The sequence below is a fragment of the Kordia algicida OT-1 genome (genome assembly GCF_000154725.1).
GTDB classification, from domain to species: Bacteria; Bacteroidota; Bacteroidia; order Flavobacteriales; family Flavobacteriaceae; genus Kordia; species Kordia algicida.
This window is the reverse complement of the sequence record NZ_DS544873.1, coordinates 1,682,548-1,707,035: the sequence shown is the minus strand read 5'-3', so window position 1 is coordinate 1,707,035 and position 24,488 is coordinate 1,682,548. Positions and strand designations below refer to the sequence as shown.

Below are 24,488 nucleotides of genomic sequence, written 5' to 3'. Positions count from 1 at the left end.
TAAATATTTTATAACAAATTGACTAAAAATTGTAAGGTATTTACGCCATCAGCGTAATCATGTAGCTCAGGATGTTGGGTTTGCCCGAATTTCACTTCGTTTTCCATATGAATGTCAGCCACAATACATTGAATGTTTTCCGCATCTGCTTTTAGTTTTTCTTGAAGTGAAGAAAGATCATCATAATATTCGTAAAAAACCGTTGCAATAGGAGAAGCATATTGTGTGTCTTCTTTTATCATCATAAAGCCATTTTCAAGAATGTCGAACAGACTCATTAGGTAAACAGCCTTGTTGTAATCGTAGTTATTGGCATATTTTGCACTATTCATAATGTCACTTTTGCCATACATTCCGCCAAAAAAGTCTTGAAAGTTATAGTTTTTGGGGACAAATAGTTTGGAAACACTTCTGCAACCCAATCCGAAATAAGTAAAAATATCATCGCTTAATTGTTCAAGTTGTTCTTTAGTTTCGTTTCCAGTAAGAATGGCAACCGAATTCCTGTTTTTTCGAATAATATTTGGTTTGTCTTTAAAATAATATTCAAAATAACGTGCAGTATTGTTGCTTCCTGTAGCAATTACGGCGTCGAAATCGGTAAGTTTTTCATCTGTAAAGGAGATTTTTCCTTTAAAACTTGGTTCTACATATTCCAGATATTTTGCCAAATAGGGCAGAAGGTGTTTGTCATTTGAGGATTGCTTTACTAATACGTCATGACCAGAAATTAATACAGATAAAAAATCGTGAAAACCTACTAACGGAATATTTCCTGCCATGATGATGGCTACTTTTTTAGGAGAAACAGCATCGAGATTGTAATTTTCTGTCCAACGTATCAATTTTTCTTCTTGCAATGCTTCTGCCCAATTACCAATGGCAAAGCGTAAATTTTCTTGCGTAAACCAGCCGTTATTTTCTTGTGCAAGCTTCAACTGATGCTTCATTCCTTCAAAAAAAAGATCATTGAGTGGTATTGCCGAATTTGGTTGCGGATTTTCTTTGGAGAATTGTGATAAAAACCTTCCTAATTTTACAAAAGCGTTAATTCTTTCTGCTAAAGCCATCTGAATTTGTTTATGAATAGTTTTGGCGTTATTTTTGTAATCTTAAAACTATAAATAAAGCCAAGTATTATTTTTGGCGAATTTATAAAACTTTTACCGCATAAGTGGTAGAACGTAAAAAGATTGTAAACGAATACAAAAAAATAATGGCAATAATTATTACTGATGAATGCATAAATTGTGGTGCTTGCGAACCAGAATGCCCAAATACTGCAATTTATGAAGGAGCTGACGATTGGCGCTATGCTGACGGAACTTCTTTAACAGGAAACGTAGTGCTTCCAAGTGGAAAGGAAGCAAACGCAGATGATGCACAAGAACCTATTTCGGACGAAATTTATTACATAGTTCCCGATAAATGTACGGAATGTAAAGGTTTCCATGAAGAACCGCAATGTGCGGCAGTTTGTCCAGTAGATTGTTGTGTGCCAGATGAAGATATTGTAGAGACAGAAGAAGAATTGTTAGGAAAACAAGCATTTATGCATCCTGACAGTTAGAAATTATGAATTTTAAATTTTGAATTATTAAAATCATTCAATAATTTAATCATTCAATTTCATACAAAAAGCAAAAAGCCACTTATTATAAAAATAAAGTGGCTTTTTTTGGTTTTGGGTTGGTTGTGATTTTTATATATCTTCGAAATTTACGTCTGTAAAACTTTCAATATCCGTTTTTGGTGTCGTTTCTTCCGTGTTGTATTCTCTTTTAAAATCTTTTTGGTGACGTTCAGAAATTACTTCTTCTCCTTTTTCATTAACGATATACTGTGTCATTTCGCTTAAAATTTCTGTAAATGCAGTAAAATCTTCTTTATACAAATAGATTTTGTGTTTTTTATAATGGAAAGATCCATCGTCATTTGTAAATTTTTTGCTTTCAGTAATGGTTAGGTAATAGTCGCCAGCTTTGGTAGCTCTGACATCAAAGAAATAAGTTCTCCTTCCTGCCCGCAATACTTTAGAGAAAATTTCTTCTTTCTCTAATAATTCTTTTTCACTCATAATCCCTTTTTTCTAAAATTTTAGTTGTTTGTTAATCTCCCTCAAAAATGTAAAAAAAAAATTAACTGAACAACAAAATCTTACAAATCTTTTTCGGAAAGCTGTTTTAAATAGAGCTCCTTAAAGTAGCCATCTTCTTCTATAAGATCGTCATAACTACCGTTTTGAATAATGTTACCATCGTCCAACACAATAATCTTATCGGCGTTTTTGGCTGATGAAATACGGTGACTTACAATTATTGTTGTTTTATTTTTTGTAATACGTTCAATATTACTGAGGATTTCTTCTTCTGTTTCAGTATCAACCGCAGATAAACAGTCGTCTAACAGTAAAATATTTGGGTCTTTGATGATGGCTCTCGCAATAGAAACACGCTGTTTTTGTCCACCACTTAAGGTAATTCCGCGTTCGCCCAAAATAGTGTCATAACCTTTCTTAAAACCAATTATGTTTTTGTGAACCGAAGCAAATTTCGCTGCAGCGATCACTTCTTCATCCGTAGCATCTTCTTTTCCAAATTTGATGTTTTCTTTGATACTTTCCGAAAATAAAAAAGCATCTTGTGGTACAATACTAATGGCGTTTCTCAAACTATCGAGATGCAACTTTTTGATAGGAGTTTTATCAATCTCAATCACACCGTTATCGGTATCATACATTCTACTGATTAAGTCTAAAATAGTTGTTTTTCCAGAACCTGTTTTTCCAACAATTGCCAACGTTTCACCTGAAGAAAGCGAAAAAGAAATATTTTTCAACGCCGTAATATTGGTGTCATCATAAGTAAAAGACACATTTTTAAATTCAATATCTCCTTTAATTGGAGTTTCTTCAGTAACGAGATTTTGAATTTCTGGTTCAACTTTCAAAAATTCATTAATGCGCTGTTGCGATACTTCTGCTTGTTGTATAATAGAAGTTACCCAGCCAATGGTAGCTACAGGCCATGTAAGCATATTGACATACATGATAAATTCTGCCAAGACACCAAATTCAATATCACCACGTATATATTGTTGTCCGCCAATGTAAATAACCAAAATATTGCTCGCGCCAATAAGTAAAATCATCATCGGAAAAAACCAAGCTTGCACTTTTACCAAGTCCATATTTTTCTGTTTTCCTTCTATCACCATGGCATCAAACGTAGTTTTAGTTTGTGGTTCTATTCCATACGCTTTAATGACGGAAACTCCAGAAAATGATTCTTGGGTAAATGTGGATAATTTTGATAAAAATTGCTGAACTATCGCGCTTCGTTTCTGTATGGCGCGACTTAATTTATAGATAAGAAATGATAATATTGGCAACGGAACTAGCGTGTAAATCGCAACTTTTGGCGCAGTAATAAACATCAGCGGCACCAAACATGCAAACAAAGTTATGGTACGAATACTGTACATAATTGCAGGTCCGGCGTACATACGTACTTTTCCAACATCTTCACTGATGCGATTCATCAAATCTCCTGTTCGGTTCTTTTTGTAAAAGTTGGTAGATAAGTTTTGATATTGTTGATATACTTCATTTTTCAAGTCATATTCCACATATCTAGAAATATTAATGATTGTTTGTCTCATAAGGAAAGTAAAGAAACTCGCCAAAGCTGCGGCACCAATCAAAATTAAAATATTAAATAACAGTTCATTCTTGACGATTGCGATATCTGTTACCTCTTTGTTAATGTACTTTTCAACAATAGTAAGTGAGTTTCCTATAAGTTTTGGGGCAAAAAGTGCAAAAATCTGAGCGATTATGGTAATTAAAACTCCCAAAAGTAGTTTTGCTTTGTATTTTAAGAAGTATTTGTTTAAGTGTTGTAATTCTTTCATCAGCTAAAATTCGCAACTGTTTTTAATAGATTTGTTTTGAAAAATATTCATTTTAACAACAAGTTTATTGTATAAATTTTAATTATCACTATTTTTGCACACACTTTTTTATATATATTATAAAATTAATTTAACAGAAGTATGGTCTCAGACGTCATCAATACAAGCGAATTACACAAGGTAGATCCTGTTTTTGGACAACTATCTTTTGATAATCATGAACAAGTTGTTTTTTGCAACGACAAAGATACAGGTTTAAAAGCAATAATAGGAATCCATAACACAGTTTTAGGACCTGCTCTTGGCGGAACACGAATGTGGCAATATAAGAATGAATGGGAAGCTTTAAATGATGTACTTCGTTTGTCTCGCGGAATGACATTTAAATCTGCCATTACAGGATTAAATCTTGGTGGTGGAAAAGCTGTGATTATTGGCGATGCTAAAACGCAGAAAACACCTGAGTTGATGAAGCGATTTGGTGAATTTGTACATTCTTTAAGCGGACGTTATATTACGGCAGAAGATATCGGAATGGAAACGAGCGATATGGATTTGGTTCGTGATGTAACACCTTACGTTACTGGAATCTCAGAATCGAGAGGTGGCGCAGGAAATCCTTCACCAATTACTGCATACGGAGTTTTTATGGGAATGAAAGCTGCGGCAAAATACAAGTTTGGTTCTGATGTTTTAGAAGATAAAACCGTGTATGTACAAGGAATTGGACACGTAGGAGAAGCTTTGGTAGAACATTTATCAAATGAAGGAGCAAAAATTATCATTGCTGATATTAATGAAGAACGTTTGCAACAAGTAAGCAAAGCCTACGGAGCAGAAATTTATAGAGGATCAGATATTTACTCAGAAGACATGGACATTTACGCGCCATGTGCCTTAGGAGCCACTGTAAATGATGAAAGTATTCACAAATTAAAAGCGCAAGTAATTGCTGGTGCAGCTAACAATCAGTTGGAAGATGAAATAAAGCATGGCGCTATGTTAAGAGATCGCGGTATTGCTTATGCACCAGATTTTTTAATCAATGCAGGCGGAATCATCAATGTATATGCGGAATTAGAAGGTTATGGAAAAGCTGAAATCATGCGTAAAACTGAAAATATCTATAATACTACGTTAGAAATTTTCAAGCATTCAGATACTCATAACTTAACAACACATTTTTCTGCATTAAACATTGCGGTTGATAGAATTGAAGCAAGAAAAAAAGAAGCTAAGAAATAGTAGCATTCTTTTAAAATAATTATATTTTTGCGGGGCGAAAGGATTTGATCTTTTCGCCTTTCATTTTAGTGAAACTTACTTTTGAAAAGTCTTGAAGACAAATTCAAAATTGAAAGCTGAACTAATGCTGCTGAAAAGCAGAATCTGAAATATTTATTATTTCGATACTTGTGTCAATTCCTAAAAGTTGGGATTAGTACAGGTTCGTGTTTTTTAAAATTAAAGTTCTTACTTAAATGCTAACAAGAAGACATATTCGAGTTAAAGTAATGCAATCTATTTATGCATTGTCACAATCACATAGTGATCAAGTTGATAAAGAGTTAAAATTTATCAATATGAGTATTGCGAATATGCATGACCTGCATATCCTAACGCTTGACTTATTTGTAAAATTAAGTCAGTATGCAGAAAACCAATTGGCGCTTTCTCAAAAAAAATATTTGGCAACTTCGGAAGAAAAAAATCCAAATAAAAAATTCATTCAAAATGCAATTATTCGTCATTTGGTTGAGAATGAAAACTTAAAAGATGCGGTGAAGAATCGGAACATCAATGATTGGGAACTGAATGATGAATATGTTCGTATTGTTTATGATGCAATGCTAAAAAGTGATGTATACAAAAAATACATGAACTCCACAGAAACAAGTTACGATGCCGATCGTGCTTTTGTGGCAAAGTTATTTTCAAATGTCATTGCACCCAACGAGAAACTGTATGAATACTTTGAAGACCAAAAGTTAACATGGTTAGATGATGTTCCTGTAGTCAACACATTAATCTTAAAATCAATCAAGCAAGCCAAGCCAGGAAAAGAGCGTATTTTTCTATCAGAACTATATAAAGATGATGAAGACAAGGTTTTTGTGCGCGATTTGTTTAGAAAAACAGTGTTGAATGATGAAATGTTGACTGCTGAAATTCAAGGGAAAACACCAAATTGGGACAAAGATCGAATTGCGAATTTAGACTTAATATTGTTGAAAATGGCGATTTGCGAATTGCTAAAATTCCCTTCAATCCCTGCAAAAGTTACCATAAATGAATATATTGAGCTCGCTAAAGAATATTCTACATCAAAAAGTAGTATGTTTGTAAACGGAATTTTAGATAAACTCATTAAAGAATATAAAAAAGAAAATAAGTTAAATAAAATCGGTCGCGGTTTGATGTAACAAAAACAATTATTAAATTTACAACTCAAAATTATTAAATACTATGATCAGAAAAGGATTTATTTTATTAGGAGCGATGTCGCTTGTCTTATTCACATCATGTAAAGACGATGCCTCAAAGAAAATTAAAAGCGAAAATGTTGCACAAGCAGCAGAAAGAGATGCACAGTCTAAAAACTTTGCAGCAATGACTTTTGATAAAACTGAACATGATTTCGGAACTATCAATGAAGGTGACCAAGTAGAAACTAAATTTACATTTACAAATACAGGAAGTTCACCATTATTAATTTCTAACATTAAAGGAAGCTGTGGATGTACTGTACCAAACGATTGGCCAAGAGAACCAATTGCTCCAGGAGAAAAAGGAGAATTTACAGTAAAGTACAACTCTACAAACAAGCCAAATCTTAAAACTAATACAGTAACTGTAACTGCAAATACTGAAAAAGGGAGAGAAATGGTTCGTATCAAAGCATTTGCTACGCCAAACCCTGAATTGGAAGCAAAGAGAGCAAAGGCAAAAGCTGATAGAGAAGCAAGAATGAAAGCTCAACAAGAAGCTCAAAAAGCTGCTGCTGCTAAATCAGGAAACGACGGACACAATCATTAATCATATACAACAAATAGATTGGATTTTATACCTTTAGCACTTATGGTAGTCGTAGTATACTTTTTTATACTTGCGCCTAGCATAAAACGTCAGAAAAAAGAGAAGAATTTTATGGCTTCCATTAAAAAAGGTGATCGTGTGATTACCAAAAGTGGAATTCATGGAAAAGTTGTTGAATTGAACGATAAAGATCATACATGCGTTATTGAAACTGGTGCTGGAAAAATCAAATTTGAGCGCGCAGCACTTTCCGCAGATGCAACTTTACGTTTAAACAAACCACCTTCTGAAAAAAAATAATCGTTTACACTTGTAAACTAACACCAATAGAAAAGCATCGTGAAAACGATGCTTTTGTTTTTTTATAATAAATGTAAAAATCTCACGCGTTGACATTGCTTGAGAAACGTCCAAACTATCGATACTTATCACTCAAACCAACTCCGTTTAAAATCATAGGAATGATCTTTTGCAATCTGCTTTCTTTGGTAGCAATTCTCTTTGCTGTTGCAATGTGTTCTGCGTATTCTTTCTGCTTATAATTAGCTAATTTTTGAAACGCTTCTTGTAAATCTGTATTGGTTTCCAAAGCTGTTTTCAATTCTTCAGGAAGTTGGAGAATTGTACTTTTTTTAATTTTAACAACCTTTTCTTCCTGTTGATTCTGAACAGCTTCGTCAATATACTTCTTGACTAATTCCTCAGGAATTTCATCAGCAGAAGAAAACTTCCAATGTCGCATGGCTTTAGTTTTTCCTTCTTGCGCGTTTACCAAAACGTTTGAAGCATCTTTTAGCAAAGCACCTTGAAAAAACCACAATCCTGCATACGATTTAAACGCGCCCAAACCCACCACATTCTTTCCACCAACGGTATACACAGGAATTCTCCACTTTAAAGTTTCTGTCACAGCTGGATTCTTAAGAACAATCTTTCGCAGCAAACGCAACGTATCTTCCCATTCGGGAAAATCAGACAAATATGCTTCTACAGATGTGTATTTTTTCATGGACTAAATTTTTACAAAAATAAACAAAGCTACCTTAAAAAAAGTAGCTTTACTATCTATTTGATATATATTGTAGTTTATGATTGTTTCATGGTTACAATGCGTTGAGCAAAAGGAGCATCATAATTGGCTGCGCCTAACGCTTCCACAATTTTTTGACGTGTATCCCAATATACATTCCAATAATTATTACAGTCTACATACGGCATTGCTAATAGTTCAATACCATTTGCGCCTAAATTATGAACCGCAACTCTCGGCGCAGGATTGGACAATACGTTACTGTCACTTTTCAAAACAGTAGCCACAATTTCTTTAGCCTTTTGAATATCTGTTCCATATTGAATTCCAAACGGCATGTCAATACGTAAGTTTCCTATTTTGGTAAGATTTGTAATTTTATTTGCAGTAATTGCACCATTAGGAACGATCACAGTTTCGTTTTGAAATGTTTCAATTATAGTTACAAATACCGAAATTTCTTTTACAAAACCGAATGCATCATTTGTTTTGATTAAATCACCAACTTTAAATGGTTTGAATACGAGAAGCATCACACCAGAAGCCAAATGACCTAACGAGCCGTTAAAAGCTGCACCAATGGCAATTCCAATTCCTGCAATTAAAGCAGCGAAAGAGGCAGTAGGAATTCCAACAATTCCCGCAATTGAGATCAGTAATACAATTTTAAGTGTAAATCCAATTAGGGTAAGTAAAAAAGGGCGTAATGTTTCATCTACATGACGAGTTTCAAATGCTTTTGAAACTGCTTTCATAATCATTCTAATAATCCAGAAACCAATAATTAAAGCAGCTAATGCTCCAATTAATTTCAATCCCCAATCTCCAATTCCAACAGCAATAGCTTCATAAAATGTACCCAACGAGTTTGTAAAAGTTTCTCCCATAATGTCTTTATTTTAAGGTTATTCATTCAAAAATAACAAAGACATCACGAGTCAAATTCTTACAAGGACATAAAATTCCAACGATCGATGTAGTAAGGGAAAAAACCGATAAATGTAAAAACTGATACTATTTTTTATACTTTTCAGCCGTTAATTCCGTGATTTTCACAATAACTTCAATGGCGCTTAAGATGCTTTCTACAGGAACATATTCATAACGTCCATGAAAATTATGTCCACCCGCAAAAATATTCGGACATGGCAAGCCCATAAATGATAACTGCGAACCATCTGTTCCGCCACGAATAGGTTTGATAAGTGGTTTTATTCCTAAAGACTTCATCGCTTCTTCAGCAATTTCTACAATATGAAATACAGGTTCCACCTTTTCTTTCATATTAAAATACTGATTTTTTATTGTCAACGTCACAGGATTATAGGTATAACGACTGTTGATGTCGTCTGCAATTTTGCCTAGCAATTCTTTTCGAGCGTCAAATTTATCCTTATCATGATCGCGAATAATATATTCTAAAGTAGATTCTTCTACACTTCCTTTGGTAGTATGCAAATGGTAAAAACCTTCACGACCCGAAGTTTCTTGCGGAATTTCATGCTGTGGCAACGAATTGATGATTTCATTCGCAATTAAAATCGAATTAATCATTTTTCCTTTGGCATATCCAGGATGCACAATTTTCCCTTTAATGTCAATTTTTGCGCTTGCGGCGTTAAAGTTTTCATATTCTAATTCTCCAATTTGGCTTCCATCCATCGTATATGCCCATTCTGCACCAAACTTTTCTACGTCAAACTTGTGTGCGCCACGACCAATTTCTTCATCAGGTGTAAAGCCAATACGAATTTTTCCATGTTTTATCTCAGGATGATTGATGAGGTATTCCATCGCAGAAACAATTTCGCAAATTCCTGCTTTATCATCTGCGCCAAGCAAGGTTGTTCCGTCAGTAGTAATCAAGGTTTGTCCTTTATACAATAATAAATCATCAAAATAATCTGGCGAAAGCACAATATTTTGTTCTTCATTAAGTACAATATCTTTTCCATCGTAATTTGGAACGATTTGCGGTTTTACATTCGCGCCAGTAAAATCTGGAGACGTATCAAAATGTGACACAAATCCAATGGTTGGCACTTCATGGTCTACATTGCTCGGCAAGGTTGCCATAATGTATGCGTTTTCGTCAATCGTAACATCAGACAATCCAATTCGTTTCAACTCGTCCACTAACAAATTGGCTAAATCCCATTGTTTCTCTGTGCTTGGTGTTGTTTCTGAAGTTGGATCAGATTCAGTATCAATCGTTACATAACTAATGAATCTATCTATAATATGTTGCATGTGATTTCTTTTTCTTCAAAAATAAGTGTTTCTGAAAAAATAACAGATTCATTCGAAAATCTTTTTCAAAAAAATGATGTAATACGAACTTTTTTTGTTGCTATTCAGCAGAAGTAACTCGGGAATAATTCAATTAGAATATAAAACACAATTCGTTAAAATTACATCGTGAAAATATTTTGACTTCTAAAAATTAGACTATTTTTGCACAAACAATACAACATGTACCAATTCCTCATAAAGCCTATTCTTTTTCAATACGATCCTGAAAAAGTGCATCATTTTACCTTTTCTTTAATTCGAACGCTTTGTAAAATTCCTTTAATGTCAAGTATTTTTAGAGGAATATATGCTGTAAATGATAAACGTTTAGAGCGAACTGTTTTTGGTTTAAAATTCAAAAATCCTGTAGGTTTAGCAGCAGGATTTGATAAAGATGCCAAACTCTACAATGAACTTTCTAACTTTGGTTTTGGCTTTATAGAAATTGGAACCTTAACACCAAAACCACAAGAAGGAAATCCTAAAAAGCGTTTGTTTCGCTTGAAGCAAGACGAAGCGATTATTAACCGAATGGGATTCAATAATGGAGGCGTTCAGGAAGCTGTAGTACGTTTAAAGAAAAATAAAGGCGTACTAATTGGAGGAAATATTGGAAAAAATAAAGTAACGCCAAACGAAAATGCAGTTGAAGATTATAAAATTTGTTTTGAAGCCTTATTTCCATATGTAGATTATTTTGTGGTAAATGTAAGTTCACCAAATACACCAGGTTTGCGAGAACTGCAAGACAAAGAACCGTTGACAAAGTTATTAATGACTTTACAAACGATGAATAATGAAAAGGATGTACCAAAACCAATCTTACTTAAAATAGCGCCCGATTTGACGAATGAGCAATTGGAAGACATCATTCAAATTGTCGCAGATACCAAAATTGCAGGCGTTATTGCGACCAATACCACGATTTCTCGTGAAGGTTTGCAATCGGAAGATAAGGAAGAAATGGGCGGATTGAGTGGAAAACCTTTGACAAACCGTTCAACAGAAGTCATTCGATTTCTAGCAGAAAAAAGTAACAAAGCTTTTCCAATCATTGGAGTAGGAGGAATTCATTCTGCAGAAGATGCTTTAGAAAAACTAAATGCTGGCGCAGATTTGGTTCAATTGTACACTGGATTTATTTATGAAGGTCCAAAACTCATCAAAAACATCAATAAAAAATTACTAAAACAAGCTTAAGGACAATTTGAATATAGAAATACTCATAGGATTTATAGCAGCAACTTTTATGTTGGCAATTACACCTGGACCCGACAATATTTATGTATTAATGCAGAGTATTGTAAATGGCAAAAAGTCTGGAATTGCTACGGTTTTGGGATTAATGTCTGGCTGTTTAATTCATACATCGGTGGTGGCATTTGGAGCTTCAACGGTATTACAGCAAAATCCGAAACTATTCTTTGCTATCAAACTTTTTGGAGCGTTGTATTTAGTGTATTTAGCGTACAAAGTCTTTAAAAGTTCAGGAACTATTGAACTTGGAAACGACGCAGTTCCACAAAAAACGGTTGCTGAATTATTCAAACAAGGGTTCATCATGAATGTTCTGAATCCGAAAGTAACACTATTCTTTTTAGCCCTGTTTCCAGGATTTCTCTTTAGTGAAACCATGAATAAAGTTCTTCAATTTTACGTTTTAGGTTTGCTATTTATTTTGGTTTCTTTCGTGGTTTTTGGTGCTATTGCAGTTTTAGCAGGAACAATTTCCGAATCTATCAAAAGAAATAAAAATATCGGAATTTACATGAAATGGTTGCAAATCATAGTGTTTATCGGAATTGCAATTTTTATCATGCTTACCTAATCAATCTCAATTTTTTTAATTTTATTTGATTGATTGTTAGTTGGTTACTAAAAAATTATCATTCTTACAATTCATAAATAACGAGCGTCTTTCCTTTTGGGCTCACTTCTTCTTAACTACTTTAGTGTAACTAAACATAACACAGAAATTATGAAAAAAAAGAATTTAAAAAGTTTAAAATTGACTAAAAAAACTATCAGTCACTTTCATGAGTTAGCAGGAGGGAAAGATCAATCGGGAGGATTATCATGTTTGCCACCGCCACCGCCACCGCCAACAAGACCATATCTAGGTTGTATTGATACAAAAAATAACTGGTGCGATTCTCGTTTTGGAGGCTGTGATAGCTATTACTGTCCAAACTAAAAAGTTTTAGACATAGACAAAAAAACATATCTTAAATGAAAAAGCAGCTTATCAACATTTGATAAGCTGCTTTCTTTAGCTGTTTTTTGCAATTACATAAATTGGTAAAATTCCATTAATTGCAGAACTGATTTGCAGGTTATTCCTTGTCACAACCTAGTTTTGTAACGCAGATTAGCACGCATGACAAAGTTGTAAAACAAAAAGGAATAATAGTAGCAGATTCGTGTTCGAAATTTCCACCTTTCATTTGATTCAAATCAGAAATAGACTGCTTGTTGAGTTTGAGATTTTTTAAACTTCTTTTCTTCATAATAATTTGGTTTGTAATTGTTAATGTGATTAAATTATGAATAGATTGTAAGAGATCAAAACAATGCTATTCATCATTTATAAATGCTTCATGTATTTTTAACTAAGTATTTTAATTTAAATATTTGATAATCAGAACCTTATAATTCTTTCTAATATTTCTTGGAGTACTTTTTGAATATTCTTTCCAAGCTTTATGATTTCGGTCATTATTGGGACACAAACGCATGAATTAGGTCATATCGCTGTGGCGGAAAGTCTCGGTTACGAAACAACGCTCAGTTATGGAAGCATGTCTCACAATTACGAAGGTTTCTCTAAAGATGCAGCTGTAATTGAATGGCGAAAAATGTTTAAAGAACTGGGTTCTTATGAAAATTTCACAGAAGAAGAATTTGTCATATTTATGATCGTTCCTTTGCGATACCGATTTGCATTTATTCTTACAGGTTTCTTCGGAAGCATCACAGGATTCATACTTTGGTTTAACTATTTTGGGTCTTGGTTGTTTGCTTAAAATTAAGAACAATTTACAAAGTCAGATAGTTTTTAACATGCTGAAAATAAGCCACTTATGTTTTGATGTAAATGTGTGATGTTTTATAAAAACTCAGTGCAAACAATTTTATTTCTTTATAAGTAATTGTTTGTTTGTGTAAACATTTAACACATATATTATGAAGAAAAAAAGCTTAAAAACGTTAAATCTTACAAGAAGTACTGTAAGTAATTTAAAAGAATTATCACTCAACGGAGGCGCAATTTCGGGCGCGTTATCATGTCAAAAACCTGTAGAACCAGTTACATTAGCAAACCAACTAGGATGCAAAGACACAAAGCGTAATTGGTGCGATTCTCGATTTGGAGGATGCGATTCATATTATTGTCCGTGAGACCAAATGATGTAAAAAGCGAGTAATACTCGCTTTTTTTTATAACATTCTCTATCAAAAAATATTTCCTAAAACGTTTTCGTTGATTATCTTTGACAATCTATGGAAAACATTAAAATAATAGAATGCCCACGAGATGCCATGCAAGGCATCAAGATGTTTATTCCAACAGAAAAAAAAGTACAATACATTCAGTCATTGCTACGTGTCGGTTTTGATACGATTGACTTTGGAAGTTTTGTGTCGCCAAAAGCCATTCCGCAAATGGTTGATACTGCCGAAGTATTGTCAAAATTAGATTTATCAACTACCACAAGCAAACTACTAGCCATTGTTGCCAATGTTCGTGGTGCAAACGATGCAAGTACACATCCTGAAATTCAATACTTAGGATATCCGTTTTCGATCTCAGAAAACTTTCAAATGCGTAATACGCACAAAACCATTGCACAATCTATAGAAACATTACAGGAGATTCTAAATATTGCTGATAAAACCAACAAAGAAGTTGTGGCATATCTTTCTATGGGATTTGGAAATCCGTACGGAGATCCTTGGAATGTTGAAATTGTAGGCGAATGGACAGAGAAACTCTCCAATATGGGTGTAAAAATACTTTCACTTTCAGACACGATTGGTTCTTCTACTCCAGAAGTGATTGACTATTTATATGGAAACTTAATCCCAAAATATCCAGCAATTGAATTTGGCGCACATTTACATACAACACCAAGTTCATGGCACGAAAAAATAGATGCGGCGTACAAAGCAGGTTGCAGACGTTTTGATGGTGCAATTCAAGGATTTGGAGGTTGTCCAATGGCAAAAGATGAACTCACAGGAAACATGCCTACAGAAAAAATGGTATCTTATTTTACAGCGGCTAAAGCCAATGCAAACGTTCAGGCAATGAGTTTTGAATCTTCGTATAATGAAGCTTCAAAAATATTCAATGAATATCATTAAAAATTATTTACTTTTTAATGATTCTAGCTTTATCAGCAAATGTTTCAACAGTTAAATCAGGATTTCCATATACATAAATCTTACTATCTCCTTCAGCGGTAATCTTTAAATTTTTTGTTGCGTGTACATATGCGTCTGTGTTTTTTGTGGCAGAAACACTAATTTCAGAAACTTTCATGTGTTCTGCATCAATTTTAGAAGCATCCATAAGTGTAAACTCACCCAAATCAGCTGATCCATCAAGTTTCAATTCTGCATTTTCTTGTGTGGTTACCATCAATGCATCTGTTTTAATATCGGCATTCATATCTGTTCTGCCATTCATAACCAATTCTGTAGTTTCTGCACGAACTTCAAATTTTCCTGTCGCGTTGTGTTGCATCAAAGCAGTAAATTTTGTCGTTTCAACTTCAATATCAGCTTTACTAGAATTGTAAGCATAAATCGCTAACATTTCGGTTTCCAAACGGTTTCTACTACGAATTTCTGCATCATTTTTCAATACAATCTTTTGAAGATCAGTAACGGTAAGTTCAATATCAATTTTCTTACTTCTTGTAATAGTTTGTGAAGTGTAAATTTTTAAAATATTGTTTTGCACTGTAAATTTAATAACACCAATAAGATTTTCATCAGTTTCAAGCGTATAACGATTTTCTTTTCCTTGTCGGAGTGTAACTTCAAGTTCATCATCAATTTCAACAGTCTGAAAAGTTTCATACAAATCGATTGAAATTTTTTTGAGATTTCTATTTCCTTTAATTTCTGATGTATTCTGTGCCCAAACACCAAAATTTAAAAATAATAGTGTAGAGAAAATATATAAATGTTTCATGTCATGTAAATTAGTATTTTACAAAAGTCTCCATAAAAAGTAACATAGGTTAACGCTTTCAATTTAGTAATTGTCCTAAAAAAAATAGACTTTATGACTGATCTTTATTAATATATCGTTATCTGTATCTCTTTTCACTATAAATTACACAAAAAGTAGTATATTCGCATGCAATTATATCTTAATTGCACAATGACAGCACACAACAACAAAATTCTTGGCGAAGGACTTACGTACGATGATGTATTATTAGTTCCTGCGTTTTCAGAAGTACTTCCAAGAGAAGTCAGCATTCAAACAAAATTTACGAGAAATATCACCATCAATGTTCCGATCATTTCGGCAGCGATGGACACGGTTACCGAATCTGCAATGGCAATAGCAATGGCAAGAGAAGGTGGAATTGGAGTTTTACACAAAAACATGACGATTGAACGTCAGGCACAAAAAGTTAGGAAAGTAAAACGTGCCGAAAGTGGTATGATTATCGATCCTGTGACTTTACCACTTACTGCAATAGTTGCCGATGCCAAAGCAAACATGAAAGAACACAGCATTGGCGGAATTCCTATTGTAGACGAAAATGGGAAGTTGAAAGGAATTGTAACGAATCGTGATTTGCGTTTTGAGCATAACAATCAGCGCCCAATTGTAGAGGTAATGACAAGCGAAAACTTAGTCACTTCATCAGAAGGAACTTCGTTAAAAGATGCAGAGGCAATTCTTCAAAAAAATAAAATAGAAAAACTCTTAATTGTTGATGATAACTATAAACTAAAAGGGCTTATTACCTTTAGAGATATCACAAAAGTAACTCAAAAACCAATTGCTAATAAAGACTCTTACGGACGTTTGCGCGTTGCAGCAGCGTTAGGAGTTACGGCAGATGCAGTTGATAGAGCAGCAGCGTTGGTAAATGCAGGAGTGGATGCAGTTGTAATTGATACCGCGCACGGACATACAAAAGGTGTTGTAGAAGTATTAAAAGCTGTCAAAGCACAATTTCCAGATTTAGATGTTATTGTTGGAAATATCGCCACAGGAGCAGCCGCTAAATACTTAGTTGACGCTGGAGCGGATGCAGTAAAAGTAGGAATTGGTCCAGGATCAATCTGTACCACCAGAGTAGTCGCTGGAGTTGGTTTTCCACAATTTTCGGCAGTATTGGAAGTTGCTGCGGCAATCAAAGGTAGTGGCGTTCCTGTCATTGCTGATGGAGGAATTCGCTATACAGGAGACATTCCAAAAGCCATTGCAGCTGGAGCCGATTCTGTGATGTTAGGTTCGTTACTTGCAGGAACAAAAGAATCGCCAGGGGAAACAATCATCTACGAAGGAAGAAAATTTAAATCGTATCGTGGAATGGGTTCTGTGGAAGCTATGAAACAAGGCTCAAAAGATAGGTATTTCCAAGATGTAGAAGCTGATATCAAAAAATTAGTTCCAGAAGGAATTGTAGGTCGTGTGCCATACAAAGGGAATTTAGACGAAAGCATTCACCAATTCATTGGCGGATTGCGCGCAGGAATGGGATATTGTGGCGCAAAAGACATTGAAACGCTTAAAGAAACAGGACAATTTGTGCGTATTACGGCAAGTGGAATCAACGAAAGTCATCCGCATGACGTTGCTATTACCAAAGAAGCACCAAACTATTCAAGACGTTAATACGACACTATAAACAATCAAAAAGGCTGTCTATTTTTGAATATCTTCAAAAAAAGAACAGCCTTTTCTTTATAACCTAAGTTTTCTTCTAAGGTTCAGTTGTAGTTGGCGCGCACTGAATAGCACAAACTCCTTGATAGCTTGTTTGCACACCAAAACATAGATCAACAAAACGACTCGTATAAATATCTGATAATGTTCCTCCTTTTAAGGATTTTTCAGAAAATGATGAAATCGTAGTTTTCTTAAGTTTTAACGATTGTTGTAAATCTCTTTTTTTCATAATTATATAGTTTTGATTTCGAAAACAAGATATCAAATCATCTGCCTGAAAAGAAAGAAATAACGTTAAGAAACCAAAAGTTGTAACTCAAATTTATGAATTTGAGATCGTGTAAAGACATAAAAAAACCTTGTATTATTATGAATACAAGGCTTTTACATTATTTTAAAAATACTTATTTCTTAGTTTCAATAGTAAGTCCAAGTTTTGCGGCTGTTTTCAAAGTAAGATCATATTGCGGATCTACGTACGCCAACTCATTTCCATCAAGTGTAAAAACTTGTGTGTAACCTTCTGCTTTTGAAACTACGGCTACAGCGTCACTTACCTTTTTGTATAACGGGCGCATTAATTCATCTTGGCGTAACTGAACCAATTGCACAGCATTTTGTCTAAACTTTTGAATATCAGCTTCCAAATCGAAAATTTCTTGTTGTTTCTTCTTTTTATTTTCTTCTGACATCGTTGCAAAAGCTTTATTTGCTTCTTCAACTTCCTTTCCGTAAGCGTCTAACTTTAATTTTAAATCGCCTTGTAACTCTTTCTCGTAAGCTTCCATTCCTTGTTTTACTTGCGTAATTTCAGGCAATTTAGACACAAGGATATTAATGTTTACAGTTCCTACTTTCGTTTGAGCACTAACTGTGTACGAACAAAATACGAAAGCAAATGCGTAAAGTAAATGTTTAATTTTCATCGAATTAAATTTTATATTTTTCAAAGTTGGCTAAAGTAATGAAAACATCATACCAAAAAAACGATATCACATAAAATTAACGTTTTTATCGTTGTTAATTTACGCGTTGTCCTCTATGCGGTTTCAATTTTTCTCGCATAAAAGGCACATCATTTTCATGGATAATCATGGTGGCGCAAACGTGCATTTCTGAAAATTCTTCTACTTTAATCGATTCGCTTTCAATGTTTTCCATTTTTGTAAAATCGTTCAAGTGAATGCAATGATGTTCAGCAGTACGTTTTGCTGCGGGACCTCTAAAATCCCAAATCAATTTTACCTTCGCCATTTTAAATAAATTTTTGCAAAAGTAATTATCTTCTTCAAAAACAACAGCCAAAAGCATAAAAAAAGCGAATGAAATTCATTCGCTCAATAACGATATCTTTCTAAATTACTTCGCAACAATCTTAAATGTTTTTGAAAAATCTGATGAAGATATTTTTACGATATAAATATTATTTCGTGGCAAATCTAAAAACTTATGAAAAGTTCCGCGAATATTCACATTTTTGAGATATACCACTTTTTTTCCTAATAAATTATAGATTTCAATCTGTACGGTTTTTTCCAAACCAACTATTGACAATTTGCCGTTGTGATAACTTGTGGATACTTTTTTTAAATTTTCATTAGAAAAATCTTGTGCAAGCGAATAGTTTACAGCATAAAAATCAACGGATTTCTTGCGTTCTTGTGTATGTGCAAAAAGTGTCAATGTCATCATAAATACAGTGATAAAAAGGTAAATTTTCTTCATAAGAATATGTTTTATACTGTTTGTAATTCATTTTAACCAAAAAAAGAAAACGTTCTTTTTATGTTAAAACTTCAAAAATTAAGCCAAAAAATCAAAAGACAATCAGAATCAACTTCCTTATTAGTTGTGAAATATTGCTGAATTCTTATTTTTGTCTTTCTCAAAAAATATACAGCGAAATACGTCGAGGCAATTTATTATATGTAAATCTTCGACGAAAAGTATCTGAAAGTATAAAAAAAACAAAAATTAATAGATGAAAAATAGCATTCAATTATTTCTTATTCTTTTGGTATCGTTTACCACTTTTGGGCAGTCCAAAAAAGATAAAGTACTATTTACTATTGAAGGTGAGCCAACGTATGTTTCTGAATTTTCAAGAGTTTATAAAAAGAATCTTGACATTATAGACGAGAAAGATCAGAAGGAAATTGAAGAATATTTCGATTTATTCGTAGAATATAAGCTAAAGCTAAAAGAAGCAAAAAACTTAAAACTTGACGAAAAAGACTCTTATGTAAAGGAATTGGCAGGATACCGTAAGCAATTATCTAGAAACTACATGACAGATAATAACGCTACTGAAAAGCTAACTAAAGAAGCCTACGATCGTTTGCAAAAAGAGGTAAAAGCAAGTCACATACTCATCAATGTTTCGCTAGATGCTGCTCCAAAAGACACGTTGGCTGCGTACAACAAAATCATGGACATCAGAAAATCGATTCTTGAAGGTGCAGATTTTGGAGAAATGGCAGTCAAGCATTCTGATGATCCATCTGCGAAAGGAAATCAAAAAGTAGCAGCAAACAAAGGAAATCTTGGGTATTTCTCAGCTTTTAGAATGGTGTATCCGTTTGAATCGGCAGCATTCAACACCCAAAAAGGCGAAGTTTCAATGCCAGTTCGTACACAGTTTGGATATCATATTGTAAAAGTAGAAGATATACGTGACAATGCAGGCGAAATTACGGTTGCACATATTTTATTACTAGATAAAAAGGAAGGTGAAAACAAAGAAGATCCTGAGCAAAAAATAAAAGATATTTATTCACAAATTCAAGATGGTGGCGATTTTGGTGCGTTGGCAAAACGTTTTTCGGAAGACAGAAGTTCTGGTGTCAACAAAGGAATTTTACCAAAATTTGGTCGCGGGCGTTTGCGCTCAAAAATATTTGAAGACGTAGCATTTTCACTAGACAAAGCGAAAGAAATATCAAAACCTTTCAAATCTGAATTCGGCTGGCACATTGTGCAATTGATCTCAAAACATCCGATGAAAAGTTATGAAGAAGAAAAACCACTTTTAGAGCGTAAAATAAAGAACGACAAAAGGGCAAATGTAATTAATACGTCGATTTTAAAAAAGATCAATCAATTATATAAAATTGAAGAAGGAAAAACAGCACGTGCAGACTTTTACAAGCTTGCAGACGCGAGTTTCTTCAGTAAAAACTGGAAAAAACCAACAGATAAAACGTTTTTAGACAAAACATTATTTCAAATAAATGATACTAGAGTTACGTATGATGAGTTTGCAACATATTTGCTAAAAAATCGTTCTCGTAATATGGTTAAAAATCCTGATGCTAAAGGATTCATCAATCGTAACTACAAGGAATTTATGGACAATAAACTGTTGTCTTTTTATGAAAGCGATTTAGAAAATGTAAATGAAGATTTTGCGGCTATTTATGGAGAATACCGTGATGGATTATTGCTTTTTGATTTAATGGAAAACGAAATCTGGAACAAAGCCAAAACGGATACTTTAGGTTTGGAAAAATTCTTTAACGACAATAAAGAAGACTACAAATGGAAAGAACGTGTGGAAGCTGTTATTGCATCCTGTTCTAAAGAAGCTTCTGCAAAAAAAGTACAAGAATTGCTTGAAGCTGGAAAATCATTAGATGAAATCAAAAAAGCAGTTAACAAAGACAGTAAAGTAAATGTCATTTTCTCGCCAGGCGTATTTGAAAAAGGACACAGAAATCTTCCAGAAGATTTCAAATTTACAAAAGGTGTTTCTAAAATATACAATGATGGAAAAACAGATTTTACCATTGTAAAAGTCGATAAGATCATTCCAGAAAGCTACAAAAAACTCTCTGAAATCAAAGGAAAAGTCATCAGCGACTACCAAGTATATCTCGAAAAAGAATGGGTTACGTCCCTAAAAAAGAACTACGAAGTAAAAATAAACAAACGAGTATATCGCAAACTAGAAAAACTGGTAAAATAATCATATTGAGAAAATTAGCTGTAATCATAACTATCTTATTATGTACTTCATGCGAATACTTTCAATCGCAGCATGAAGGCGAACCTGTAGCAAGAGTTGGCGAAAGTTACCTGTACAAAAGTGACTTGCAGCATTTGCTTTCAGACAATATGACGCAGCAAGACAGCGCCATCATTGTCAACAATTACATCAATCGTTGGGCAACGCAAGAACTATTCATTCAACGTTCTAAAGTAAACTTACCACAAGAAAAACAAGATGCTTTTGAAGAATTGGTAGAAGAATATCGTAAAGACTTATACATAGAAGCGTACAAAGAAGCGATTGTAAAACAAAATATTGATACCACTGTTACAGGTTTTGACGAAGCGGCTTACTACAGTAAAAATAAAGAAAACTTTAAGCTGAATGAAGAATTGCTAAAACTGCGATATATAAATATTGGAAAAGACAACTCGAACATCGAAGAAATTGCAGAAAGATTTCAACGTTTTAATGAAGAAGATAAAATCGTATTAGATTCTTTAGCAATTCAGTTCAATAATTACTCTCTAAACGATTCTATTTGGGTAAAACAGACACAAATTTTTAACAAAATTCCTGTCATAACGAACGAAAACAAAGAGAAATACTTAAAAAAATCACAATTTTATCAAATAGAAGATTCATTAGAACTATATTTGGTGCGAATTGAGGATAAAATAGGTAGAAATGACATTGCGCCACTCGCGTATGTACGTCCCACAGTACGACAAATCATTCTCAATAAGCGCAAGCTTGAATTTATCAGAAAATTAGAAAAAGACATCATAAAAGATGCAGTTAAGCAAAAACAGTTTGAAACTTACAATTAACACAATGAAGCAAAGTATATATGTACTTTTGCTGCTTGTAGCATTTGGAATGCAAGCGCAAGAAACGGAAGATGCAAAAGAAGAAGTAACAATGGTTTCTAAAACCATGACAGAAGCAAAAACGCAAATGAATGACTCAACAAAGTCAACAACGAAGCGTGTGAAAATTGATGGTGTAGCCGCAGTAGTTGGTGATTTTATCATCCTTGATTCTGACATTGACAAAACACTTTTGGATTTACGACAACAAGGAGTTTCTTTAGAAGGATTAACGAAATGTAAGCTACTAGGGAAATTAATGGAAGACAAATTATATGCGCATCAAGCAATACAAGATAGTATTGAAGTTTCTCCCGGAGAAATCAGAGATCGTGTAAACCAATCTATTGAATACTTTAGTCAGCAAATTGGTGGAATGGACAAGTTGTTAAAATTCTACGCTATGGAAGACGAAGCTGCTTTGCGTAAGCGTTTAACGGAAATAACAAAAGTTCAGTTCTTAACACAACGTATGCAATCAAAAGTAGTACGTGATGTAGAAATAACACCAGAAGAAGTACGTCAGTTCTTTGAAAAAATTCCAGCAGATCAACGTCCAAGAATTGGAGTTGAATTGGAAGTATCTCAAATTATCATTGAACCAGAACCATCTAAAGAAGCAGTAGACAAAGTCATTCAAAAACTAAAAGACATCAAAGCAGAAGTAGAAGGCGGCTCAAGTTTTGGAACAAAAGCCATTCTATATTCTAAAGATAGAGCGTCTGGGCGTCAAGGTGGATTAATGCCAATCAACAAAAGACAATCGTTAGCCAAAGAATTTAAAGATGTTGCTTTCTCCTTACAGCAAGGTGAAATTTCAGATCCGTTTGAAACCGATTTTGGATGGCACATAGTTATGGTAGAAAAAGTTCGTGGACAAGAAAGAGATGTACGTCACATTCTACTAATTCCAGAAGTAACTGCAGACAGGCTAGAAGAAGCACGTAAGGAGATTGATACATTACGTACACGAATTGTAGCAGGCGAATTAACGTTTGAAGAAGCGGCACGCTCATTCTCTGACGATAAAGAAACTCGTAACAATGGTGGGAAACTCATAAATCCTGCTACATATGATACACACTTCGAATTGACAAAAATGGATCCTGAACAATATGCGCAAATCGAACCTCTAAAAGGTGATGAAATCTCTATTCCTTTAATAGATGAAACGCGTACAGGTCAAAAACGATTCAAACTACTCAAAGTAACTAACCGTTACGACGAACACATTGCAGATTATTCCAAAGACTACATCAAAATAAAAAATTTAGCGCTCAAAGAAAAACAGCTAAAAGAAGTAGAAAAGTGGATCAAGCAAAAAATTGAAGATACCTATATCAATGTAAACAAAGGAAATCGCGATTGTGAATTTCAAAATAACTGGTTAAAAAAATAAACTAATTCTATGTCAGATGTTGCTGCTATTGAAAACCTTGTAAAAAAGCACAAGGAACTCAAGAACGAAATTTCTAAAATAATTGTTGGTCAAGAAAAAGTAATAGATCAAATATTACTATCCATATTTTCTGGAGGACATGCATTACTGATTGGAGTTCCTGGACTAGCAAAAACTTTAATGGTAAACACCATTGCAACGACTTTAGGGTTAGACTTTAAACGTATTCAGTTTACACCAGATTTAATGCCAAGTGATATCTTGGGAAGTGAAATTTTAGATGAATCTAGAAACTTCAAATTCATTAAAGGACCAATCTTTGCCAACATCATCTTAGCAGATGAAATCAACCGTACACCACCTAAAACGCAAGCCGCTTTACTAGAAGCTATGCAAGAACGCGCGGTGACTGTTGCTGGACATCACTACAAACTCGATTTGCCGTACTTTGTATTGGCTACACAAAACCCAATTGAGCAAGAAGGAACGTATCCTTTACCAGAAGCACAATTAGACCGTTTTATGTTTGCCATTCACTTAACATATCCTACGTTTGACGAAGAAGTAAAAGTAGTTAAGGCTACGACTACTGATGTAGAAACTTCTGTAAAAGCACTATTCAACGCGCAAGAAATTATTACAATTCAAAAACTCATTCGTAAAATTCCTGTGGCGGATAATGTCATTGAATATGCAGTTCGTTTGGTATCGAAAACACGTCCAAAAGAAGCAAGTGCTATTGACATAGTAAAACAATATGTAGATTGGGGAGCAGGACCAAGAGCTTCACAAAATCTAATCTTAGCGGCAAAAGCACATGCGGCGATTAATGGGAAATTTTCTCCAGATATTGAAGATGTTCAGGCGGTTGCTATCGGAATCTTATCTCACAGAGTCATTCGAAATTATAAGGCTGAAGCCGAAGGAATCACGATTGAAAAAATTATTGAAAGTCTATTCTAAAAGAAAACATACTCTAAAATCATATAAAATCACAAGCGGAAGTTTGTGATTTTTTTGTTTAAAAAGAAAAATTAAGT

The 24,488-nt window shown here is 33.9% G+C and carries 28 protein-coding genes; 16 read left to right on the top strand and 12 right to left on the bottom strand.

All coding sequences use genetic code 11. The features are described 5' to 3' along the window. Positions 1 to 8: 8 nt before the first annotated feature. Entirely contained in the window at positions 9 to 1,070 is a 1,062-nt protein-coding gene (locus KAOT1_RS07180; RefSeq protein ID WP_007094095.1) for an acyl-CoA reductase, read from the bottom strand. A gap of 146 nt (positions 1,071 to 1,216) precedes the next feature. Here KAOT1_RS07180 and KAOT1_RS07175 point away from each other — a divergent pair, with 146 nt between their 5' ends. After that, a complete protein-coding gene (locus KAOT1_RS07175) occupies positions 1,217 to 1,570 on the top strand; it encodes a 4Fe-4S dicluster domain-containing protein (protein ID WP_040559937.1) in 354 nt (117 codons plus the stop codon). A gap of 132 nt (positions 1,571 to 1,702) precedes the next feature. Here the strand turns inward: KAOT1_RS07175 and KAOT1_RS07170 are convergent, their stop codons facing one another. Both KAOT1_RS07170 and KAOT1_RS07165 read right to left on the bottom strand, forming a co-directional pair. Then, positions 1,703 to 2,077, bottom strand: a complete 375-nt coding sequence (locus KAOT1_RS07170; RefSeq protein WP_007094093.1) for a PUR family DNA/RNA-binding protein — start codon at positions 2,075 to 2,077, stop codon at positions 1,703 to 1,705. 80 nt (positions 2,078 to 2,157) lie between these two features. Next, positions 2,158 to 3,912, bottom strand: a complete 1,755-nt coding sequence (locus KAOT1_RS07165; RefSeq protein WP_007094092.1) for an ABC transporter ATP-binding protein — start codon at positions 3,910 to 3,912, stop codon at positions 2,158 to 2,160. 141 nt (positions 3,913 to 4,053) lie between these two features. On the opposite strand from KAOT1_RS07165, the gene KAOT1_RS07160 reads away from it, so the two are divergent. The 4 genes from KAOT1_RS07160 to yajC all read left to right on the top strand — a co-directional run bounded on the left by KAOT1_RS07160 (position 4,054) and on the right by yajC (position 7,248). After that, complete coding sequence (locus KAOT1_RS07160) at positions 4,054 to 5,157, top strand: Glu/Leu/Phe/Val family dehydrogenase (RefSeq protein ID WP_007094091.1); 1,104 nt, start codon at positions 4,054 to 4,056, stop codon at positions 5,155 to 5,157. A gap of 338 nt (positions 5,158 to 5,495) precedes the next feature. Continuing rightward, a complete protein-coding gene (gene nusB / locus KAOT1_RS07155) occupies positions 5,496 to 6,335 on the top strand; it encodes a transcription antitermination factor NusB (protein ID WP_316927978.1) in 840 nt (279 codons plus the stop codon). Positions 6,336 to 6,378: 43 nt separating this feature from the next. Beyond that, positions 6,379 to 6,948: a DUF1573 domain-containing protein gene (locus tag KAOT1_RS07150; protein ID WP_007094089.1), complete on the top strand. Its 570-nt coding sequence runs from the start codon at positions 6,379 to 6,381 to the stop codon at positions 6,946 to 6,948. 18 nt (positions 6,949 to 6,966) lie between these two features. Continuing rightward, a complete protein-coding gene (gene yajC / locus KAOT1_RS07145; protein ID WP_040559399.1) occupies positions 6,967 to 7,248 on the top strand; it encodes a preprotein translocase subunit YajC in 282 nt (93 codons plus the stop codon). A 115-nt stretch (positions 7,249 to 7,363) separates the two neighbouring features. Here the strand turns inward: yajC and KAOT1_RS07140 are convergent, their stop codons facing one another. The 3 genes from KAOT1_RS07140 to pepT form a co-directional block, all read right to left on the bottom strand. After that, positions 7,364 to 7,957 (bottom strand): YdeI/OmpD-associated family protein, encoded by a 594-nt coding sequence (locus KAOT1_RS07140; RefSeq protein WP_007094087.1) that lies wholly within the window; start codon positions 7,955 to 7,957, stop codon positions 7,364 to 7,366. A gap of 77 nt (positions 7,958 to 8,034) precedes the next feature. Next, positions 8,035 to 8,865 (bottom strand): mechanosensitive ion channel family protein, encoded by an 831-nt coding sequence (locus KAOT1_RS07135; RefSeq protein WP_007094086.1) that lies wholly within the window; start codon positions 8,863 to 8,865, stop codon positions 8,035 to 8,037. Positions 8,866 to 8,992: 127 nt separating this feature from the next. Continuing rightward, a complete protein-coding gene (pepT, locus tag KAOT1_RS07130) occupies positions 8,993 to 10,228 on the bottom strand; it encodes a peptidase T (RefSeq protein WP_007094085.1) in 1,236 nt (411 codons plus the stop codon). Between the two features lie 222 nt (positions 10,229 to 10,450). On the opposite strand from pepT, the gene KAOT1_RS07125 reads away from it, so the two are divergent. The 3 genes from KAOT1_RS07125 (at position 10,451) to KAOT1_RS07115 (ending at position 12,464) form a co-directional block, all read left to right on the top strand. Next, on the top strand, positions 10,451 to 11,470 hold the full coding sequence (locus KAOT1_RS07125; protein ID WP_007094084.1) for a quinone-dependent dihydroorotate dehydrogenase: 1,020 nt from the start codon (positions 10,451 to 10,453) through the stop codon (positions 11,468 to 11,470). Between the two features lie 7 nt (positions 11,471 to 11,477). Continuing rightward, a complete protein-coding gene (locus KAOT1_RS07120; protein WP_040559397.1) occupies positions 11,478 to 12,098 on the top strand; it encodes a LysE family translocator in 621 nt (206 codons plus the stop codon). A 150-nt stretch (positions 12,099 to 12,248) separates the two neighbouring features. Continuing rightward, positions 12,249 to 12,464: a hypothetical protein gene (locus KAOT1_RS07115; RefSeq protein ID WP_007094082.1), complete on the top strand. Its 216-nt coding sequence runs from the start codon at positions 12,249 to 12,251 to the stop codon at positions 12,462 to 12,464. A gap of 139 nt (positions 12,465 to 12,603) precedes the next feature. Here the strand turns inward: KAOT1_RS07115 and KAOT1_RS23530 are convergent, their stop codons facing one another. After that, the gene (locus tag KAOT1_RS23530; RefSeq protein WP_007094081.1) at positions 12,604 to 12,777 is read right to left on the bottom strand and encodes a hypothetical protein; all 174 of its coding nucleotides are present in this window, start codon (positions 12,775 to 12,777) and stop codon (positions 12,604 to 12,606) included. Positions 12,778 to 12,972: 195 nt separating this feature from the next. On the opposite strand from KAOT1_RS23530, the gene KAOT1_RS07110 reads away from it, so the two are divergent. The 3 genes from KAOT1_RS07110 to KAOT1_RS07100 all read left to right on the top strand — a co-directional run bounded on the left by KAOT1_RS07110 (position 12,973) and on the right by KAOT1_RS07100 (position 14,635). Continuing rightward, entirely contained in the window at positions 12,973 to 13,293 is a 321-nt protein-coding gene (locus KAOT1_RS07110; protein WP_007094080.1) for a hypothetical protein, read from the top strand. Between the two features lie 160 nt (positions 13,294 to 13,453). Next, positions 13,454 to 13,669, top strand: coding sequence for a hypothetical protein (locus KAOT1_RS07105; RefSeq protein WP_007094079.1), 216 nt, complete (start codon positions 13,454 to 13,456; stop codon positions 13,667 to 13,669). Positions 13,670 to 13,771: 102 nt separating this feature from the next. Then, the gene (locus KAOT1_RS07100) at positions 13,772 to 14,635 is read left to right on the top strand and encodes a hydroxymethylglutaryl-CoA lyase (protein ID WP_040559395.1); all 864 of its coding nucleotides are present in this window, start codon (positions 13,772 to 13,774) and stop codon (positions 14,633 to 14,635) included. 7 nt (positions 14,636 to 14,642) lie between these two features. Here the strand turns inward: KAOT1_RS07100 and KAOT1_RS07095 are convergent, their stop codons facing one another. Continuing rightward, positions 14,643 to 15,470: a head GIN domain-containing protein gene (locus KAOT1_RS07095; RefSeq protein ID WP_007094077.1), complete on the bottom strand. Its 828-nt coding sequence runs from the start codon at positions 15,468 to 15,470 to the stop codon at positions 14,643 to 14,645. Between the two features lie 192 nt (positions 15,471 to 15,662). Between KAOT1_RS07095 and guaB the strand changes: the two genes are divergently transcribed. Next, positions 15,663 to 17,138 carry an IMP dehydrogenase gene (guaB, locus tag KAOT1_RS07090; protein WP_007094076.1) on the top strand — a complete coding sequence of 492 codons (1,476 nt, stop codon included), beginning with the start codon at positions 15,663 to 15,665 and terminating at the stop codon, positions 17,136 to 17,138. An 88-nt stretch (positions 17,139 to 17,226) separates the two neighbouring features. On the opposite strand, the gene KAOT1_RS07085 is transcribed toward guaB, so the two are convergent. From KAOT1_RS07085 to KAOT1_RS07070, 4 genes are all read right to left on the bottom strand, one after another. Continuing rightward, entirely contained in the window at positions 17,227 to 17,421 is a 195-nt protein-coding gene (locus KAOT1_RS07085; RefSeq protein WP_007094075.1) for a hypothetical protein, read from the bottom strand. Between the two features lie 175 nt (positions 17,422 to 17,596). Further along, positions 17,597 to 18,118, bottom strand: a complete 522-nt coding sequence (locus tag KAOT1_RS07080; RefSeq protein WP_007094074.1) for an OmpH family outer membrane protein — start codon at positions 18,116 to 18,118, stop codon at positions 17,597 to 17,599. Positions 18,119 to 18,212: 94 nt separating this feature from the next. Then, positions 18,213 to 18,446, bottom strand: a complete 234-nt coding sequence (locus tag KAOT1_RS07075; protein WP_040559931.1) for a hypothetical protein — start codon at positions 18,444 to 18,446, stop codon at positions 18,213 to 18,215. Between the two features lie 105 nt (positions 18,447 to 18,551). After that, a complete protein-coding gene (locus tag KAOT1_RS07070) occupies positions 18,552 to 18,917 on the bottom strand; it encodes a T9SS type A sorting domain-containing protein (RefSeq protein ID WP_007094072.1) in 366 nt (121 codons plus the stop codon). Positions 18,918 to 19,173: 256 nt separating this feature from the next. Between KAOT1_RS07070 and KAOT1_RS07065 the strand changes: the two genes are divergently transcribed. The 4 genes from KAOT1_RS07065 to KAOT1_RS07050 are packed head-to-tail and all read left to right on the top strand — an operon-like array spanning position 19,174 to position 24,411. Next, positions 19,174 to 21,156 carry a peptidylprolyl isomerase gene (locus KAOT1_RS07065; RefSeq protein ID WP_007094071.1) on the top strand — a complete coding sequence of 661 codons (1,983 nt, stop codon included), beginning with the start codon at positions 19,174 to 19,176 and terminating at the stop codon, positions 21,154 to 21,156. A 5-nt stretch (positions 21,157 to 21,161) separates the two neighbouring features. Further along, positions 21,162 to 22,010 carry a hypothetical protein gene (locus tag KAOT1_RS07060; RefSeq protein ID WP_007094070.1) on the top strand — a complete coding sequence of 283 codons (849 nt, stop codon included), beginning with the start codon at positions 21,162 to 21,164 and terminating at the stop codon, positions 22,008 to 22,010. 4 nt (positions 22,011 to 22,014) lie between these two features. Beyond that, positions 22,015 to 23,448: a peptidylprolyl isomerase gene (locus tag KAOT1_RS07055; protein ID WP_238528692.1), complete on the top strand. Its 1,434-nt coding sequence runs from the start codon at positions 22,015 to 22,017 to the stop codon at positions 23,446 to 23,448. Between the two features lie 9 nt (positions 23,449 to 23,457). Next, positions 23,458 to 24,411, top strand: a complete 954-nt coding sequence (locus KAOT1_RS07050) for an AAA family ATPase (protein ID WP_007094068.1) — start codon at positions 23,458 to 23,460, stop codon at positions 24,409 to 24,411. Positions 24,412 to 24,488: the final 77 nt, after the last annotated feature.

What these genes read in the sequence shown, in the direction of transcription:
- KAOT1_RS07050 (WP_007094068.1), top strand. Translation starts at nt 23,458, where the DNA reads ATGTCAGATGTTGCTGCTATTGAAAACCTTGTAAAAAAGCACAAGGAA.
- KAOT1_RS07160 (WP_007094091.1), top strand. Translation starts at nt 4,054, where the DNA reads ATGGTCTCAGACGTCATCAATACAAGCGAATTACACAAGGTAGATCCT.
- KAOT1_RS07170 (WP_007094093.1), bottom strand. Translation starts at nt 2,077, where the DNA reads ATGAGTGAAAAAGAATTATTAGAGAAAGAAGAAATTTTCTCTAAAGTA.
- KAOT1_RS07125 (WP_007094084.1), top strand. Translation starts at nt 10,451, where the DNA reads ATGTACCAATTCCTCATAAAGCCTATTCTTTTTCAATACGATCCTGAA.
- KAOT1_RS07075 (WP_040559931.1), bottom strand. Translation starts at nt 18,446, where the DNA reads ATGGCGAAGGTAAAATTGATTTGGGATTTTAGAGGTCCCGCAGCAAAA.
- KAOT1_RS07115 (WP_007094082.1), top strand. Translation starts at nt 12,249, where the DNA reads ATGAAAAAAAAGAATTTAAAAAGTTTAAAATTGACTAAAAAAACTATC.
- KAOT1_RS07095 (WP_007094077.1), bottom strand. Translation starts at nt 15,470, where the DNA reads ATGAAACATTTATATATTTTCTCTACACTATTATTTTTAAATTTTGGT.
- KAOT1_RS07110 (WP_007094080.1), top strand. Translation starts at nt 12,973, where the DNA reads ATGATTTCGGTCATTATTGGGACACAAACGCATGAATTAGGTCATATC.
- KAOT1_RS07105 (WP_007094079.1), top strand. Translation starts at nt 13,454, where the DNA reads ATGAAGAAAAAAAGCTTAAAAACGTTAAATCTTACAAGAAGTACTGTA.
- KAOT1_RS07085 (WP_007094075.1), bottom strand. Translation starts at nt 17,421, where the DNA reads ATGAAAAAAAGAGATTTACAACAATCGTTAAAACTTAAGAAAACTACG.
- KAOT1_RS07180 (WP_007094095.1), bottom strand. Translation starts at nt 1,070, where the DNA reads ATGGCTTTAGCAGAAAGAATTAACGCTTTTGTAAAATTAGGAAGGTTT.
- KAOT1_RS07175 (WP_040559937.1), top strand. Translation starts at nt 1,217, where the DNA reads ATGGCAATAATTATTACTGATGAATGCATAAATTGTGGTGCTTGCGAA.
- guaB (WP_007094076.1), top strand. Translation starts at nt 15,663, where the DNA reads ATGACAGCACACAACAACAAAATTCTTGGCGAAGGACTTACGTACGAT.
- KAOT1_RS07150 (WP_007094089.1), top strand. Translation starts at nt 6,379, where the DNA reads ATGATCAGAAAAGGATTTATTTTATTAGGAGCGATGTCGCTTGTCTTA.
- pepT (WP_007094085.1), bottom strand. Translation starts at nt 10,228, where the DNA reads ATGCAACATATTATAGATAGATTCATTAGTTATGTAACGATTGATACT.
- KAOT1_RS07080 (WP_007094074.1), bottom strand. Translation starts at nt 18,118, where the DNA reads ATGAAAATTAAACATTTACTTTACGCATTTGCTTTCGTATTTTGTTCG.
- KAOT1_RS07165 (WP_007094092.1), bottom strand. Translation starts at nt 3,912, where the DNA reads ATGAAAGAATTACAACACTTAAACAAATACTTCTTAAAATACAAAGCA.
- KAOT1_RS07100 (WP_040559395.1), top strand. Translation starts at nt 13,772, where the DNA reads ATGGAAAACATTAAAATAATAGAATGCCCACGAGATGCCATGCAAGGC.
- KAOT1_RS07135 (WP_007094086.1), bottom strand. Translation starts at nt 8,865, where the DNA reads ATGGGAGAAACTTTTACAAACTCGTTGGGTACATTTTATGAAGCTATT.
- KAOT1_RS07070 (WP_007094072.1), bottom strand. Translation starts at nt 18,917, where the DNA reads ATGAAGAAAATTTACCTTTTTATCACTGTATTTATGATGACATTGACA.
- KAOT1_RS07140 (WP_007094087.1), bottom strand. Translation starts at nt 7,957, where the DNA reads ATGAAAAAATACACATCTGTAGAAGCATATTTGTCTGATTTTCCCGAA.
- KAOT1_RS23530 (WP_007094081.1), bottom strand. Translation starts at nt 12,777, where the DNA reads ATGAAGAAAAGAAGTTTAAAAAATCTCAAACTCAACAAGCAGTCTATT.
- nusB (WP_316927978.1), top strand. Translation starts at nt 5,496, where the DNA reads ATGAGTATTGCGAATATGCATGACCTGCATATCCTAACGCTTGACTTA.
- KAOT1_RS07065 (WP_007094071.1), top strand. Translation starts at nt 19,174, where the DNA reads ATGAAAAATAGCATTCAATTATTTCTTATTCTTTTGGTATCGTTTACC.
- KAOT1_RS07055 (WP_238528692.1), top strand. Translation starts at nt 22,015, where the DNA reads ATGAAGCAAAGTATATATGTACTTTTGCTGCTTGTAGCATTTGGAATG.